The 16,552-nt window shown below is 61.5% G+C and carries 7 protein-coding genes and 1 pseudogene; 6 read left to right on the top strand and 2 right to left on the bottom strand.

Annotated features, from left to right (window positions below):
* Positions 1–34: 34 nt before the first annotated feature.
* Positions 35–874: a hypothetical protein gene (locus B5D38_RS17160; protein WP_131829954.1), complete on the bottom strand. Its 840-nt coding sequence runs from the start codon at positions 872–874 to the stop codon at positions 35–37.
* An 891-nt stretch (positions 875–1,765) separates the two neighbouring features.
* On the opposite strand from B5D38_RS17160, the gene B5D38_RS17155 reads away from it, so the two are divergent.
* The 6 genes from B5D38_RS17155 to B5D38_RS17130 all read left to right on the top strand — a co-directional run bounded on the left by B5D38_RS17155 (position 1,766) and on the right by B5D38_RS17130 (position 15,334).
* The gene (locus B5D38_RS17155) at positions 1,766–5,263 is read left to right on the top strand and encodes a helicase-related protein (protein ID WP_078709667.1); all 3,498 of its coding nucleotides are present in this window, start codon (positions 1,766–1,768) and stop codon (positions 5,261–5,263) included.
* An 86-nt stretch (positions 5,264–5,349) separates the two neighbouring features.
* Positions 5,350–6,132, top strand: a complete 783-nt coding sequence (locus B5D38_RS17150) for a hypothetical protein (protein WP_131829953.1) — start codon at positions 5,350–5,352, stop codon at positions 6,130–6,132.
* Positions 6,133–6,172: 40 nt separating this feature from the next.
* Entirely contained in the window at positions 6,173–7,861 is a 1,689-nt protein-coding gene (locus tag B5D38_RS17145; RefSeq protein WP_078709665.1) for a DUF262 domain-containing protein, read from the top strand.
* Positions 7,862–8,031: 170 nt separating this feature from the next.
* Positions 8,032–9,024: a DUF4917 family protein gene (locus B5D38_RS17140; RefSeq protein ID WP_165690890.1), complete on the top strand. Its 993-nt coding sequence runs from the start codon at positions 8,032–8,034 to the stop codon at positions 9,022–9,024.
* A 1-nt stretch (position 9,025) separates the two neighbouring features.
* Positions 9,026–12,016, top strand: a complete 2,991-nt coding sequence (locus B5D38_RS17135; RefSeq protein ID WP_078709663.1) for a DUF1156 domain-containing protein — start codon at positions 9,026–9,028, stop codon at positions 12,014–12,016.
* Positions 12,017–12,025: 9 nt separating this feature from the next.
* Entirely contained in the window at positions 12,026–15,334 is a 3,309-nt protein-coding gene (locus B5D38_RS17130; protein ID WP_078709662.1) for a DUF499 domain-containing protein, read from the top strand.
* 193 nt (positions 15,335–15,527) lie between these two features.
* On the opposite strand, the pseudogene B5D38_RS22595 reads toward B5D38_RS17130, so the two are convergent.
* Positions 15,528–15,832, bottom strand: a pseudogene (locus tag B5D38_RS22595) (hypothetical protein).
* Between the last annotated feature and the right edge of the window lie 720 nt (positions 15,833–16,552).

Genomic DNA, 16,552 nt, shown 5'->3' with positions numbered 1-16,552 from the left:
GAGCGGGCTGACCCCGCTCCGGTTCAGCGCAGTATCAGGCGCTGGCGCATGTCCGCGCGACGCCGACCCGGATCATCCGGGCGCCCGGCCAACCTGCGGAAATGTTTTCCGCTTCGACGCCGTAGTTGACGTTGTCCTGGACGAGCTCACAGCGGAAGTGCGAATGGCTTTTGTCAAAGGCGGTGTCGAACCGCTTGGCAGGTCTGCCCACCACCCGCTCGGCCTCCGCCTTGAGCAACTCGCGGACGCGGTCGCCGAAGGTCAGGCGCATCGCTTTCATGGCGGTGGCGGCGCCATGCATTTCCAAGAGATCGTCGATCTCCTCGAGCGCCCAGATCCCGGCGTCGTGGTCGCTCGGCGCGCTCGCCCCGTCGACGATGGCGATACCGACCTCGTCGACCATCAGCCGCTTGTGTTCCTTGTAGAGCCAGTCCGGCAGGATCAGCGACACCGCCAGCATCCGCCGCTTCAGCTCCTCCAGGCGATTGGTGTCGAGATAGGAAGCAACCGAGCGCTTCATGTCGATGACGGTGGCGCTGTGACGCCGACGGTTCACGACGATCAGATCCGGCGTGTACGTCATCCGGGTCTTCACGTCGGCATCGAACGCCAGGCCCTTGAGCGTACCCGTGCGATTGTTGGCGATCGCTTCCAGCGCCGTTGACGTGACGGGCAGGCGCAGGCTCTGCGACAACACCACCAGATCGGTGTTCCGCTGGCAGAGGGCGACCATCGCCTGCTCTAGCAGCCTGCCCTCGTGGAAGGAGAGCGAGCGGATCAGCGAGGCCAGCCCGACATAGTCGCCGAGGATGGCATCGGGCGCGGGCACGCCCGCGACGATGTCGGCGATCGTCTTGTCGACCAGCGCGGTCAATTCGCGCTGAACCTCAAAGGGCATGAACTGGGTGCGATAGTCGCAGGTGTTTCTCTCGTTGGCTTCCGCCTCGAGTGCATCAAAGTGATCCAAGGAAGGGTTCTCCGGATGGAGATGATCGCGGTGCGCCGCGCGGAGCAGGCAGCCGGATGCGACGGGTCTACGGCAGGCAAAATGGTCCCGCCGCCGATTGCCGATTGTGTCGGCCCGGTTAGCGTCTTGGCGCCAACGCAGATTATGCGTTCGCACGGCGTGCGCTCGATCATCTCGGATTGGGAAAGGACGTTGGGTGAAAGGCTCGCGGCCTACGCGGCGCGGTGCGCGCAGCGGCGAACGCCAAGGCCGCGGCCGATCGACGGCGCAGCCGTCCCAACTCTCAGGAGAACTTTTCTCGGATCGACGAAGGCGATATGGCTCGTCATAGCCCAAGACCTCTTACGCAGGTTGCGGGTCAGGCCCTCGTTGGGTGGTGCAAACACCCGCGAGGGCCGATCTCGTTCCAGCCTCGCCGGAACGCAAAGCAAGGTGGGCTCTTCAACCACCGATCGCAAGGCGCCTTATGCTCGAAGCGATCGCGTGGTTAACGAGCGGCGATCGTGCTGCCATACTCCACGTCGCCACCATCAGCAGTAGGTCAGCTATCCTCGCCTCAGTTGCTGAGCACCACCCCACAAAGATTTCCCCACGTCGGTCCAACGCCTCCGATCGCACAGGTTGCAGGTTAGCGATCGATCAGCAAAACTGACGAAGACATCCTCCTGTGATTCGATCGCAAGAATTGCGCGACCAATCCCGCCGAAGTGGATCTTCCAGTGCTCATCGGAAGCGACGAAGAAGCGCCACTGGTCCACGGTTCATACGACGACTCTTGCGAGAACTGGACTGATCGAAATGGCATCCCTCGAGCAGGTGAAAAACGGCACGTTTGTTCGTGGCTTGGTGCCTGAACAGTCCGTCGAGATCGTCTCAACCGACTGGATTGGCCGTCAAGCAGTCAACATCGTCTATAGAACCCAATCAGGAGTCGTGGCCGAAACGACGCTCTACCGCGACGACGAGCATCGCTTGAGCATTGAAAGTCGCGGTCGTTCCTGGTGCTTTGATGCCGATGGCGCGCTGCTTCGACTGGTCACGGAAGCAACCCGCATCAAGCTAGCGCACTATTTTGATCCGTACCTGGCTATTCACACCAGCCTGATCGATCCTCTCCCACACCAGATTTCGGCGGTCTACGGCGAGATGCTGCCAAGACAGCCACTGCGGTTTCTGCTGGCCGATGATCCTGGAGCCGGCAAGACCATCATGGCGGGCCTCTTGATCAAGGAATTGATTGCACGCAGCGACCTTGAACGCTGCCTTGTGGTTGCGCCTGGCAGTCTCGTTGAACAATGGCAGGACGAGCTTGGCGAGAAATTTGGTCTGGAGTTCGACATTCTGACGCGCGACCTAATCGAGACATCCCGATCCGGCAACGCATTCAACGACAGAAGTCATCTCATTGCTCGGCTGGACGTTCTTGCTCGGAATGAGGACCTTCAGGAAAATCTGGCTGCCTCGGAAGAGTGGGATTTGATCATCTGCGATGAAGCCCACCGCATGTCGGCGACCTATTTCGGCGGCGAGGTGAAGTTCACCAAACGCTATCAGCTCGGACAGCAGCTCGGGCAAAAGTGCAGGCATCTACTCCTCATGTCGGCCACGCCACACAACGGCAAGGAAGAAGATTTCCAACTCTTCATGGCCTTGCTCGATGGCGATCGTTTTGAAGGCCGCTTCCGAGACGGGGTCCATTATGCCGACACCGCCGATATGATGAGGCGCCTCACGAAGGAGGAGCTGCTTCGGTTCGACGGGCGCCCGCTCTTTCCGGAACGCCGCGCGTACACGGTCAAGTATGAGTTATCTCCTGAGGAGTCGGCCCTCTATGGCGCTGTCACGAACTACGTGCGGACAGAGATGAATCGGGTTCAGCGCTTCGCCGAGCAGGACGGGAGGAAGCGCAACAATGTCGGCTTCGCCCTTCAGATCCTCCAGCGCCGTCTCGCCTCCTCTCCCGCCGCCATTTACCAGTCCCTGAAGCGGCGGCGCGAACGACTGGAGAGCGAGCTTGGCGAGGCTCGCCTCACGCGGAAGAGCGAGTTGGGCGGATCCGATCTCACGGATGAAGTCCTCCGCAACATCGAGGAGTACGGTCAGGAAGAAGTTGACGAACTCGAGGAACTAATCTCGACCGGGGCTACCACCGCCGAAACTGTTGAGCAGCTAGAACTCGAAATCCAGACGCTCAGATCCTTGGAAAGCATGGCGCTTGGCGTCCTTCGTTCCGGTCAGGATACGAAGTGGACTCAGCTCGACAGGATCCTCGACGACGAGTTGATGGTGGACAGCGCGGGCAATCGCCGCAAGCTGATCATATTCACCGAGCCGAAGGACACCCTGTACTATCTGTCCGAAAAGGTGCGTTCCCGGCTCGGCCGCCCCGATGCCGTAGAAGTCATTCATGGCGGTATCACTCGGGAGGAGCGGCGCAAGGTCGTCGAGCGTTTCATGCAGGATCGCAATCTGCTGATCCTCATCGCGAACGATGCGGCCGGGGAAGGCGTCAACCTTCAACGTGGCCACCTGATGGTAAACTACGACCTGCCGTGGAATCCGAACAAAATTGAGCAGCGCTTCGGGCGCATTCACCGCATCGGACAGACGGAAGTCTGTCATCTCTGGAACCTCGTGGCCGCCGAAACGCGCGAAGGCGAAGTTTACGCCCGCCTGCTGGAGAAGCTCGAAGCCGCTCGCGAAGCCTTGGGTGGCCGCGTCTACGATGTCCTTGGCGAGCTGTTCGAAGGCACCGCCCTCAGGGATCTTCTCTTTGAGGCGATCCAATACGGCGAGCAGGACGATGTGAAAGCGCGGCTTCTCCAGGCCGTCGACGGAGCCGTCGATCAGGACAATCTCCTGCGGTTGCTGGAGCGCCGAGCACTGACCAACGACACCATGCCACAGGCCAGAGTACAGGAGCTGCGTCTGGAGATGGAGCGGGCCGAGGCGCAGCGCCTTCAACCCCATCATATCCAGAGCTTCTTCGTCGAGGCCTTCCAGCGTCTCGGCGGCCAGATTAGGCGGCGGGAGGAAGGGCGCTGGGAAATCACGCATGTTCCGATGAGCCTACGGGAGCGAGATCGGCAGATCGGCAATGGCTCGGCGGTCCAGAAGCGCTATGAGCGCATCTGTTTTGAAAAGGGCCACATCAATCAGCAGCCTGTCGCCACGTTCGTCTGTCCCGGCCATCCACTTCTCGAGGCGATCATCAGCGTCGTGCGAGAGCAGTACGACCATTTGATGCGCCAGGGCGCTATCCTGGTCGACGACTCGGACCCAGGCGAGGATATCGCTGCGCTTTTCCTCCTGGAGCACAGCGTCCAGGACGGGCGACCGACGGCCACTGGCCGGCCACACATTATCTCGGAGAAGCTCCAGTTCGCAGCGATCGACCAGAGTGGAGCGGTCACCAATGCTGGCATTGCTCCCCACCTCAACCTGCGTCCGATCAAGGCGGACGAATTGACGCTGGTCGAGGATCGGCTGAACGAGCCGTGGCTGCGCCAAGATCTGGAGAAATCGGCGGTGCGGTTTGCCACCGTGGAACTTGCGCAAACCCATGTGGCGGAGGTCAAGGCGCGCCGTGTTCCAGAGATCGATAAGGTCGAGCAGGAAGTCCGCGCCCGGCTGAAAAAGGAGATCAACTACTGGGACGCCCGTGCCTTCGAGCTGAAGGAAGAGGAACGCGCGGGAAAGAAGACGCGCCTCAACTGGCAAAATGCACAGCGCCGCGCTGAGGATCTGGCCGAGCGGTTGAAGCGACGGCTCTCGGCACTGGAAAAGGAGCGCTTCATATCAGCGCAGCCGCCTCGCGTCCGGGGCGGCATGGTGATCGTGCCGCGTGGCTTGCTCTTGGCCCGGAGCGCGCCGGCAGGCACGACGTCGCATGGCTTCGCGGAAGACCCGGCGGCCCGGCGGGCAATCGAACTCGCGGCGATGAAGGCGGTGATGGAGGCCGAGCGCGCGCTAGGAAACACCCCCACTGATGTCTCCGCCCAAAAGGTGGGCTACGACATCGCCTCCTACGATCCGAAGGTCGACCACCTCCGCTTTATCGAGGTCAAAGGACGCATCGACGGAGCCGACTCGGTCATGATTACGCGCCAGGAGGTGATCACCTCCCTGCACGAACCGCAGAAGTTCATTCTCGCCATCGTCGAGATCGAGGAAGGCTTCGCCCGCGAGCCGCGCTATCTCCGCGGCGCCCTGGACACGCGCGAGCCACCCTTCGAGCAGAATGCCATCCAGTTCAACATGAAGCGCCTGCTGGAGCGGGCGGAAGCGCCGAAATAAGAGTACCTGCGTTGAAAATATCGAAAGGCCTCATCATCGCCGATCCCTGGATCGGCTACATCCTCGACAGATCCAAGACATGGGAGATGCGCTCGAGCAGCGCCTCCCATCGCGGCTGGTTCGGCCTGATCCGCAAAGGCACTGGCGCAGTCTATGGCGTCGCGCGCTTGGTCGATGTTGGTGCCCCGCTCTCGCCTGCTGAAATGATTTCCGTCTTCGAGCGCCATCGCATCCCGGAGGGGATGATCCGCTCGGGCGAGGTCGCCAAGTGGAATGTCCCGTGGAAGCTGGACGGCGTGCTCCGTTTGGCCCGCTCCGTTCCCTACCGCCACCAGAGCGGCGCGGTCACATGGGTCCAGTTCGATGACGCTGTCTCGGAGGCGATCGCGCGGCAATTGAACACGCCCTCGGAGACTGACGTCTCGGTGCCCCCGTCACCTCGTGCGGTCAAAACCACATCGCACGAGCCTCGACGCTCGTCTCTCGCGCCAGCAGAGCATGCCGTACACGCGAGCCAATTGTCTTCCTCCAGCTCAAGAACCGCTGGTGCTCTGATCGGTGAGGTGACGCTCACGCAGGGAAATATCGACCACAATCACATCTACCTCCGCTCGTTCTTCGAACGCTTCCCCGAAGATGCGGTGGGCGGATCGAACCGTCACGAAAGGGCGCGACGAGACGTCCTCGTCGAGTGGGGCGGGCCGGTTCCGGTCCGCACGGACCTCGACGGGTCCAAGCGATTCTTTCGCGCGCGCGGCTGGATCCGGGATTTCTTCGTGTCGAATGAGGCGCAAGCAGGCGACCGGGTGCGGATCGAAGAAACGGCCCCCTACTGTTACAGGGTGAGCTTGAAAAAGCGGGCGCGATGACGGCGCGCACCCATTCAAGAACGACCGAGGGAGGGGAAACATGACCATCAACGCACAGAACAGAACCCTGCCGGACTGGTTTACGCGTATCCGACTACTGCAGACGCGGCTCCCGCGCTTTCAGCGTTTTGAGGCTTGGGACCACTCGAACGTCACACAGATGTTCAACACGATCCTCCGGGGCCTGCCTCTGGGGGCGACGCTGGTTCTGGAGATCGGCAACGAGGAGCCGTTCTTGTCGCGCCCGATCAAGGGAGCACCGACGACCGGAGAGCGGGCCACCGAACATCTCCTCGACGGGCAGCAGCGGCTGACTGCGCTCTGGCGCGGTCTGCACAACAACTACGAGGAGCGCACCTTCTTCCTCTATCTCCGAGAAGAAGAGGAAACAGACATGCCCTACTTTATCGACTCCGTAGCCCGGTGGAAAAAAGAGGGCGACACCGACCGTCGACCCTTCTGGGCGAACGAGATCAAGGATCTCTGGCAGCGCAGGATGATCCCGCTCGATCTGTGCGCGCCGGGCGACGAGGCGAGCCGCCAGTTCAAGGACTGGATCAGGGTGGCGGTGCCGGACGCCAACGAGCGCGAAGACATCATCGAAATCCGCAACAAGGTCGCGATGATCTTCGCGACCTTCAACCTGCCCTACCTCTCGCTGCCTGTGACCACGAACAAGGACACCGCTCTCGACGTCTTCATCAAGATGAACACATCGGCAGCGCCGCTGTCGCGCTACGACATCGTCGTGGCTCAGGTGGAGGCGGCAATGGGCGAGTCGCTGCACGATCTGATCGCCAAGGCGAAGCAGGAGTGCCCAACGATCGACATCTATTATCCGATCGAGGAGCTGACCCTCTACGCCAGCGCCCTTCTGCAGGGCCGGCCGCCGAGCAGCGCCACCTATTTCATGAAAGACTTCGGCAAAGAGCTGCTCGCCAACTGGCAGACGCTGGTCCGCGGCATGAAACGAACCGCGGAGTTCCTCGAGGAGGAGCGTGTTTTCGATGCGGCACGCCTTCCGACAGACGTCGCGGTTCCGGTCCTCGTGGCGTTGTGGGCCGTCGCGCCGCAGGCGCTCGATCCCGCGGGCCAAGCGCGCACGACGATCCGCAAGTACTTCTGGCGAGCAGCCTTCTCGGATCGCTACGAGCGGGCGACGGGCTCCCGAGCGTTGGTCGACTTCACCGAACTCAAGCCACTTGTCACGGGCGAAGATAGCAGCTCGCAGACACCAGCGATCTTCGACGATGAGCTCCACCCGCTGCCACCCGAGCAGGAGCTTCTAGCTGTCGGCTGGCCGAAGAAGAAGGAACGCCTGGCACGCGCGATCCTGGCGGCGGCCCTTCGGAATGGCGGCTGGGACCTGGCGGACGGCAGCGCGGTGACGCGCGCCAATCTGGCGAGCCGCGAATACCATCATTTGTTTCCGGTGGCGCTGCTCCGCGACAGGAAACAGCGCTCGAACGGCGAAATCTATCGCGCGCTGAACTGCGCGCTGGTCACGTGGCAGACCAACCGCAACATCTCAGACAGCGAGCCGGAGCGTTACCTCGCGCAGCGCCGCGATGCCAACACGCTTGGCGACGAGGAGGTGAAGGCTCGCCTGACCAGCCACCTCATCCCCTATGACGAACTCATCGGCGGCGACTATGACGCCTTCCTCAAGAAGCGTGCGCAGCTCGTCCACGCGAAACTGACAACCCTCTGTTCTGGTGGAGCCGCCTGATGCCGTCGGCAACCTACGAGAACAAACTCATCGGGGTCGCGATTTCGCTCGAGGCAAGCAATGCAGTGTCGGCACACTAGCGCCAAAGAAGGCGCCGGAAGCGCGCGCGCCCGCTTGAGCAGAACGATATTGGTTTCACGATGAAGCGCCGACGGGGAGGACGCACCGAGATGGTTGACGAACTCGACAATGAGCTAGCGGATTGGAAGGATCTACGCGGCCTGGAAGACTGGTCGGGTTTGCTGATCGGAAACGGCTTTAGCCAAAACATTTGGAGAAGCTTCGGCTACACCTCCCTTTTCGAGGCCGCAAAGCAAAAAGATGGAGCGCATCTGAGCGATGAGGACGTGGCTCTTTTCGACCGCCTGCAAACGCGAAATTTCGAGGTCGTGCTCAGCGCTCTCGCGACAAGCAAGGCCGTCGCGACCGCTCTAGGACAACCGCATGAACACCTCGTCGCAAGCGAGGAGAGTATTCGCTCCGCGCTGGTACGGGCTGTCCACGCGGTTCACATCCCTTGGCTAAACGTACCAGACGCTACGCTCGATCGCGTCGCAACTGAGCTCGCAACATACGCCTCCGTATATTGTACGAACTACGACCTTTTATTGTACTGGTCCATGATGCGAGACACGTCGGCGTTTCGCGATTACTTTTGGACAAAGAAATTTGATATCGCTAACACCGAAGTTTGGGGAAAGAAATCGAAGATGCACTTCTTGCACGGCGGGCTTCATTTATACAGAAAGCCGACCGGGCAGACTCTGAAGCGCAGCGCGCAGCCGGGCCAAAATCTTCTTGATCTATTTGCGGTCCAATATGGAGATGCCACGCCGCTTTTCATCTCAGAGGGGACTGCAGAGGAGAAGCTCACCTCGATCTACAGGTCGGACTACCTGTCCTTTGTCTTCTCCTGCCTTGTGCATGATCCCGGTCCGCTGGTGATTTTCGGACACGGCCTCGGTGACAGCGACAAGCACATTGTCGAAGTCATCGGCGCCCATCAAGGGCGCTCGATAGCTGTCTCCCTACGTCCCGGCGGCAACGTTCGACAAAAGAAGGCTGCGATCATCGAGGCCTTGCCCAATGCGGCCTTGCACTTCTACGACGCCTCCACCCATCCGCTCGGCGCAGCCGACCTTCAAGTTGAAAATCCTGACTGACATGACCCAGACCTACAAAAAGAAACTCATCGAGGTCGCGATCCCGCTCGAAGCGATCAATGCGGCGTCGGCGCGGGAGAAGTCGATCCGCCACGGGCATCCCTCGACCTTGCATCTGTGGTGGGCGCGGCGGCCGCTGGCGGCTTGCCGGGCGGTGCTGTTTGCACAGCTCGTTGACGATCCTTCGGCGTACGCCGGGGAACTCCTAAAGGACGAGACGCTGCGGGCGCAGGCGGAAGCCGAGCTGCCAGAGCGGCTGAAGGCCTGGGAGAAAAGCAAGTCCTCGGCGCACGGCGCGGCGGCGAATGCGCCGGAGCCGACGCTGGAAGACGTGGTCGTCGGACTCGAGCGCGACAGGCTGTTCGACATCATCAAAGACTTGGTGAAGTGGGAGAACTCGACCAACGAGGAGGTGCTGGAAAAGGCGCGCGCCGAGATCCGCAAGAGCTGTGCGCGAGGCCTCGATGGGCGGATTCCGGATGGGGCGCTGGACAAGGTCGAACTGCCGCCAGTCTATGATCCGTTCTCGGGCGGCGGGTCGATCCCGCTCGAGGCGCAGCGGCTGGGCCTCGCCGCTTATGGGTCCGACCTGAACCCGGTGGCGGTGATGATCGGCAAGGCGATGATCGAGATCCCGCCGAAGTTCAAGGATCAGCCGCCAATCCACCCGGGCATCAAGGAGCGGTCGTTCTATCGCAACGCCGAAGGGCTAGCCGAGGATGTGAAATACTACGGCGAATGGATGCGCGAGAAGGCGTGGGAGCGCATCGGACATCTCTACCCGCAGGTGGACCTGCCGAAGGAGTACGGCGGCGGCAAGGCGACGGTGATCGCCTGGATCTGGGCGCGGACGGTTGCGAGCCCTGACCCAGCTTTCGGAGGCGTGCATGTTCCGCTCGTGAACTCCTTTGTGCTTTCGTCGAAAAAGGGCAGCCAAGCTATTATCGTTCCCGCAATCGACAAAGAGAAAAAGACCGTCACCTTTGCAATCGAGAGCGGCGCTATTCCGAAGGATCAAATGGTGCAGGCCAGCACTGGCACCAAAGCGGGCAAGGCACAGGACTTCGTTTGCATCCTATCCGGCACGCCGATTCAGCGGGAGTACATTCGAGAAGAAGGAAAGGCCGGCCGTTTGGGTGCGCGCCTGATGGCAGTCATTGCCGAGGGCAATCGCAAACGTGTGTATGTTTCCCCAGCAGACGAACAGGAAAACTCTGCGCTGGAAGCAAAAACGTATCCGGAGGTCGCAGAAGCGCGAGAGACTTTCCTCTCGGGTGCAACGCCGACTAGAGCTGAGATAACAGGAGGAGTCTGTTCCGCCTACGGCCTCACAACGTGGGGTAGTCTATTCACAGACCGGCAGCTAGTTTCTTTGCTCACTTTCTCTGACCTTGTCTTAGAGGTTCGAAATAAGATCGAAGAAGACGCCGCTTCGGCCGGCCTTCAGAGAAATACTCATAAGCTCCGCGATGGTGGCGTAGGAACGTTTGCGTATGCTGAGGCCGTGAGCATGTATCTTGGTTTTGCGATTTCTCGCCTTGCCGACCGAGGAAGCGCTGTCTGCGGGTGGGACTCGGGCTACACGAAGATTAGGAATACCTTCTCCCGGCAGGGGATACCCATGTCTTGGGATTATGCCGAAGGAAATCCTTTCTCATCTTCGACTGGGAATTGGATTTCCTGCTGTGAATGGATTTGGAAGGTCGTTGCAGCGCTCGTTCCGGGAGCATCTGGAGTCGTAGAGCAGCAGAACGCACAATCCGCTGCGCGCTCAGAGCCAGTCATCATAAGCACTGATCCGCCATATTATGACAATATTGCGTATTCAATACTATCTGATTTCTTCTATGGATGGATACGGAAAGCTCTTCGCGACATCGAGCCTTCGCTCTTTGGCGTAATTGCGACTCCAAAGTCTGACGAACTCGTGGCGATAGCTTCACGGCACGGTGGGCGCGAGGGAGCAGAACGATTCTTCATCGAAGGAATGACGTCGGCGGTCTCTCGCATGGCAACCCTATCCCTAGATGGGTTTCCGGCCACCATTTACTATGCTTTCAAGCAAAGCGAGATAGCTGACGAAGGTATTAGCTCTACTGGTTGGGCGACCTTTCTGCAGGCCGTGGTCGAGGCCGGATACGCGGTCGTCGGCACTTGGCCGCTGCGCACGGAAATGGCGAACCGCATGATCGCATCGGGCACCAATGCCCTCGCCAACTCCGTCGTCCTCGTCTGCCGCAAGAAGGAAGCGACTGCCGACACCATCACCCGAGCCGAGTTCATCCGCACGCTGAAACGCGAGCTGCCCCCGGCCATCGCCGAGCTTCAGGCCGCCAACATCGCCCCGGCCGACATGCCGCAATCGGCCATCGGCCCCGGCATGGGCGTCTTCTCGCGCTACAAGGCGGTGCTTGAGGCCGACGACAGAGCGATGACGGTCAAGACCGCGCTGCAACTCATCAATGCCGAACTCGACGAGTATCTCGGTGGCATCCAGGGCGAGTTTGACGCCGATACCCGCTTCGCCATCACCTGGTTCGAGCAGAACGGCATCGGCAAGGGCGAGTACGGCGTGGCCGACAACCTCGCCCGCGCCCGCGGCATCTCGGTCGACAGTGTGAAGCATGCCGGGATCGTCGAAAGCGCGGCGGGCAAGGTGCGGCTGTTGAAGCGCGACGAGCTCGATCCGGACTGGGCGCCGGAGGGCGACAGCCACCTGACAGTCTGGGAATGCCTTCAACACCTCGTGCGCCTGCACGAGAAGGAGGGCCTTTCGCATGACGCGGCAGCGCTGCTGAAGCGCTTCGGCCCGCAGGCAGAAGCGGTCAAGGATCTCGCCTACTGCCTTTATGACATCGCCGCCAACAAGCGGCGCGAGGCATCCGAAGCGACGGTCTACAACGCGCTGATCGCCGACTGGTCGGAGCTGTGCCAGTTGGCGGCAACAGTCTCGCTCGAAGACCGCAACCGCCAGACACGCATGGCATTCTGAGGGGGAACCATGGCCAAAAGCACTCGCCAGCACGTTTTCGAGGGCATGGAACTGTTGCCTGAGGGGCTGATCCCCTTCGTCGAGAAGCGGCTCGAATCCTCGCTCACCGGACACTGGCAGATCGAGGTTGTGCAGCGCGTCGGCGGGCTGCGCCCTAACGACAAGGGCGAGGTCGGCTGGGACCAGCAGGGGCTTCTGAAGACCATGATGGCCTTCTGGAAGGAGGCCTTCGCCATGGTGCTCGGGCACCCGGAGCGCTCCTACGTCTCCGAGCTGCTCGACGTGCGCAACAAGCTCTCGCACAATGAGAGCTTCACCTATGACGACGCCGAACGCGCACTCGACACCATGCGGCGGCTGCTGGAATCGGTCAGCGCAAAGGAAGTCGCCGAGAAGATCAGCACATCGCGCGACACGATCCTGCGCACCAAATATGCCGAGCTGGCGCGAAACGAGGAACGCCGCAAGACGCAGCGGCTCGACATCTCCGTCGACACCGTCGGCGGGCTTCTGCCCTGGCGCGAGGTCGTCGAGCCGCACCAGGACGTCGCGACCGGCGAGTTTCAACAGGCCGAGTTCGCCGCAGATCTCGCCAAGGTTCACAACGGCAGCGCGCCCTCGGAATACCGCAATCCGCGCGAGTTCTTCGCCCGGACCTATTTGACGGAGGGCCTGAGCAGCCTTCTCGTCGGCGCTGCGAAGCGCCTGACCAACGCGGGTGGTGACCCCGTCGTCGAGTTGCAGACCAATTTCGGCGGCGGCAAGACGCACTCGATGCTGGCCCTCTACCACATGGTGGGCGGCACGGCGGTGGAGGACCTGCCCGGTCTCGATCAGCTCCTGTCGCGCCACGACCTGAAGGTGCCAGCGACGGTCAACCGCGCGGTGCTGGTCGGCACGTCCCGCGGGCCGCAGGATGCAATCAGCCTTGCGGGCGGGCGCACCATCCGCACCATCTGGGGCGACCTCGCCTGGCAGCTCGGCGGGGACGAAGCTTTTGCCATGGTGGCCGAGAACGATGCCCGTGGCATCGCGCCGGGCTCCAACCTGCTCGAGGCGATCTTCAAGAAGTGCGCGCCCAGCCTCATCCTGATCGACGAATGGGTCGCGTATCTGCGCCAGATCTACAAGGTGGACGGACTGCCCTCTGGCTCATTCGACGCAAACCTTTCCTTCGTGCAATCGCTGACGGAGGCGGTGAAGGCGAGCCCGGGCACGCTGCTCGTCGCCTCTCTGCCCGCTTCGCAGATCGAAGTGGGCGGCGAAGGTGGCCAGGAAGCCCTTGCGCGGTTGAAGCAGACCTTCAGCCGAGTGGAATCGTCCTGGCGCCCGGCGAGCCAGGAAGAGAGCTACGAGATCGTTCGGCGGCGGCTGTTCAAGGACATTCCGGGCGACAAGTTCCACCACCGCGACAACACGCTGAAGCAGTTCGCCAAGCTCTATCGCGAGAACTCCAACGACTTCCCCCAGGGCAGCGCCGACGAGGACTATCGCCGCAAGCTGGAGAAGGCCTATCCCATTCATCCCGAACTGTTCGATCAGCTCTATACGAGCTGGGGATCGCTGGAGAAGTTTCAGCGGACCCGCGGCGTTTTGCGCCTGATGGCGCAGGTCATCCATGAGCTCTGGATGGGGAACGATCCTTCAGTGATGATCATGCCGGGCAGCGTGATGATCAGCTCGGCGCGCGTGGAACCGGAGCTGCTGCACTATCTCGACGCGAGCTGGCAATCGATCATCGCGGGCGACGTCGACGGCGTGACGTCGACCCCCTACAAGATCGACCAGTCGGCACCCAACCTCAACCGCTACTCCGCCACCCGGCGCGTCGCGCGCGCCGTGTTCATGGGCACGTCGCCGACCCACGGGCAGGAGAACAAGGGGCTCGACGACAAGCAGATCAACCTCGGCGTGGTGCAGCCGGGCGAGCGGCCCGCCATCTTCGGCGATGCATTGCGGCGGCTGACCAACCAGGCCAAGTTCATGCATAGCGATCTTGGCCGATACTGGTATTCGATGTCGGCGAGCCTCAATCGCATCGCGGCGGACCGGGCTGGCCAAATCGAGGACGCGCTGGTGCTTCTGGAGATCGACAAGGCGCTCGGCACCTACATCAACGGTCTCGCCGACCGCGGCCATTTCGATGCGGTCCAGGTCGCACCTGGCGGCTCGGCCGACGTTCCGGATGAGCCGGGTGGCGTCCGCGCAGTCGTACTCGGTGTCGCCCATCCGCACACGGGACGTGACGGATCCGAGGCCTACGCCGAGGCCAAGGACATCCTGATGCAGCGTGGCAGCACGCCGCGCGTCTATCGCAACATGCTGGTGTTCCTGGCCGCGGAGCAGCGCCAGCTCGATAGCCTCAAGCAGGCGATGCGCTCGGCGCTGGCCTGGGCGCAGATCGTCAAGGATCGGGAACGGCTCAACCTTACACAGAGCGACGCCAAGCTTGCGGAATCGAAGGTCGCCGAGGCGAGCGACACCCTGAAGACGCGCATGAAAGAGGCCTGGTGCTACCTGCTCTACCCGGTTCAGGAAAGCGCCCAGAGCGAGGTCGAGTGGACCACGAGCAAGGTTCCGGCGCAGGACGGGCTTCTCGCCCGCGCCAGCAAGAAGCTCGTGAGCGACGAAGGACTGCTGCCCGAGCTTGGCCCGGCGCGTCTCGATCGCGAATTGCAGAAGTACATCTGGAACGGAAAGGACCACCTCTTCCTGAAGGACCTCTGGGAGTATCTCAACCGATACACCTACCTTCCCAGGCTCAAGGACCGAAACGTTCTGGTGCGATCGGTCCAGTCCGCGGTTTCAGGCATGCTGCCCGGGCCTTTCGCCTACGCAGAACGGTGGGACGAGGCGCGTCAGTCCTATGCCGGACTTGCCATCTCCGGGTCGGGCAACATCGCCGTGGTGATCGACAGCGAGTCGATCATCGTCAAACCCGAAGTGGCGGAGGCCCATCGGGCCAAGCTGGCAGCCGCCGCGGCCGAGGCGCGCGACGAGAAGGTCGCAGGACCGGCGGGAGGGTTAGACGAGTCACAATCTGGTTCTGGTGGACTGGGAACTGGGTCAAAACCCGATGAGGAGCGAAAGCCGACGCGCTTCATGGGAACGGTGATGATTTCACCCGACCGTCCAGCACGGGAAATTCACCAGATCGTCGAGGCGATTGTCGAACAGCTCACCACGCTGCCCGGCAGCGAGGTCTCGCTGAAGTTGGAGATCGATGCGGAAGTTCCGTCCGGGCTCGACCGCTCCAAGGTGAGAACGCTGGTGGAGAATGCGACGACGCTCGGGTTTATCGACAAGGTCATCAAGTAGAGACGACGTTCAGCCGAGCGCCGGTCCGGCGCTCGGTTCATTCATGGCCAGAATAGGAAACACTCAGCCTGACCAAGCGGTGCATGCCATCGAATTATTCACGACAGCGCCAGGTACGTCGGGCCGGAAAAGTTTGCCGAGATCGAGCGCCATACGCGGCGTGCTGATACTGCCTGCGCCGAGCAAGAGCACCTCACATTCCGAAATCGTGCCTGTCCTCGCTCGGGCGGCACAGATCAAGATCGGCGCCCACCAGAGGTGATCGCCGTAACGCTGCCAGGATGCCGCCCCTCTTGGGCTGCCTTTCTCCCATCAGTTCGGACACGGTCGCGCGAAGCTCCGAAGCCCCATGCGTGTCTTCCGCAAGCCGACGTGCAAGCGCCCGGATCAGTCCTGGTCTTGATCACGCCCGATCACTTCGAAGCGCGAGAGGTCGCCCTCGCCAAGCCGAGATCGTTGTCGTCGAGGATCGAGCAATGGGGTCGTGGTGATGGTCATATCCTCATCGCTTCAGTCGGACGCCCCATCAGGCTGCTTTCTCATGTCGAAATCAAGAGAGGCGCCCAGGAGATCGCATCAATTCTCGCAGCACCCGAACGTGTCTCTCCGAGACTGGAACGCACGCCGGGTCGTGGATATGGAGTGGATATGGAAACTGAATTTGCGTAGCAGAACCGACGTTATCTCGGCCAATTCGGCCGTATTCTGGCAATTTTCGGAAGGTAATTCCCGCCAGCCATAGGACTCTGACTCCGCTAGTCTTGGTTCGAATCCAGGTCCCCCAGCCACTTCTCTTTAGGAGAAGCACTAACCTTCTGTAATCGCTGATGTTTTCGGGCACTGAGAATCCTTCTTAGTACGCCTGGAAGCCGTGTGGCCCACACCTGTGGCCCAAAGATGATGCCCAACAGGCTCGTCTTGGACCCAGCCGAGGGTTCATCAGCGGTGACGATTCGTCATGCGGTCAGCAATCTCGAGCGACGCGGCAACATCTTCTATTGGCGCGCCCGCATCCCTGCGCGTTTCTCCTCCATCACGCCAAATGCGCGCCTTTCCCTCAGCCTGCGATTGTCGGACCATGGCAAGGCGGTTACATGGCCCGTCGCCTCAACACCCTGCTCTCAGGCCTCGCCGCCCGATCCACAGCTTCGGAGCTTCCGCCCTGGGCCGGGCGAAGTCCAGGCGATCGATTTCGCAGGCCCATGAAGCCTTGAGGGC

The sequence above is a fragment of the Consotaella salsifontis genome (genome assembly GCF_900167365.1).
Taxonomy (GTDB): domain Bacteria; phylum Pseudomonadota; class Alphaproteobacteria; order Rhizobiales; family Rhizobiaceae; genus Consotaella; species Consotaella salsifontis.
The sequence above is the reverse complement of the archived record's forward strand: the minus strand, read 5'-3'. Positions and strand labels throughout refer to the sequence as shown.

Coding starts and splice junctions, on each gene's coding strand:
- B5D38_RS17155 (WP_078709667.1), top strand. CDS start 1,766: ATGGCATCCCTCGAGCAGGTGAAAAACGGCACGTTTGTTCGTGGCTTG.
- B5D38_RS17150 (WP_131829953.1), top strand. CDS start 5,350: ATGCGCTCGAGCAGCGCCTCCCATCGCGGCTGGTTCGGCCTGATCCGC.
- B5D38_RS17145 (WP_078709665.1), top strand. CDS start 6,173: ATGACCATCAACGCACAGAACAGAACCCTGCCGGACTGGTTTACGCGT.
- B5D38_RS17140 (WP_165690890.1), top strand. CDS start 8,032: ATGGTTGACGAACTCGACAATGAGCTAGCGGATTGGAAGGATCTACGC.
- B5D38_RS17135 (WP_078709663.1), top strand. CDS start 9,026: ATGACCCAGACCTACAAAAAGAAACTCATCGAGGTCGCGATCCCGCTC.
- B5D38_RS17130 (WP_078709662.1), top strand. CDS start 12,026: ATGGCCAAAAGCACTCGCCAGCACGTTTTCGAGGGCATGGAACTGTTG.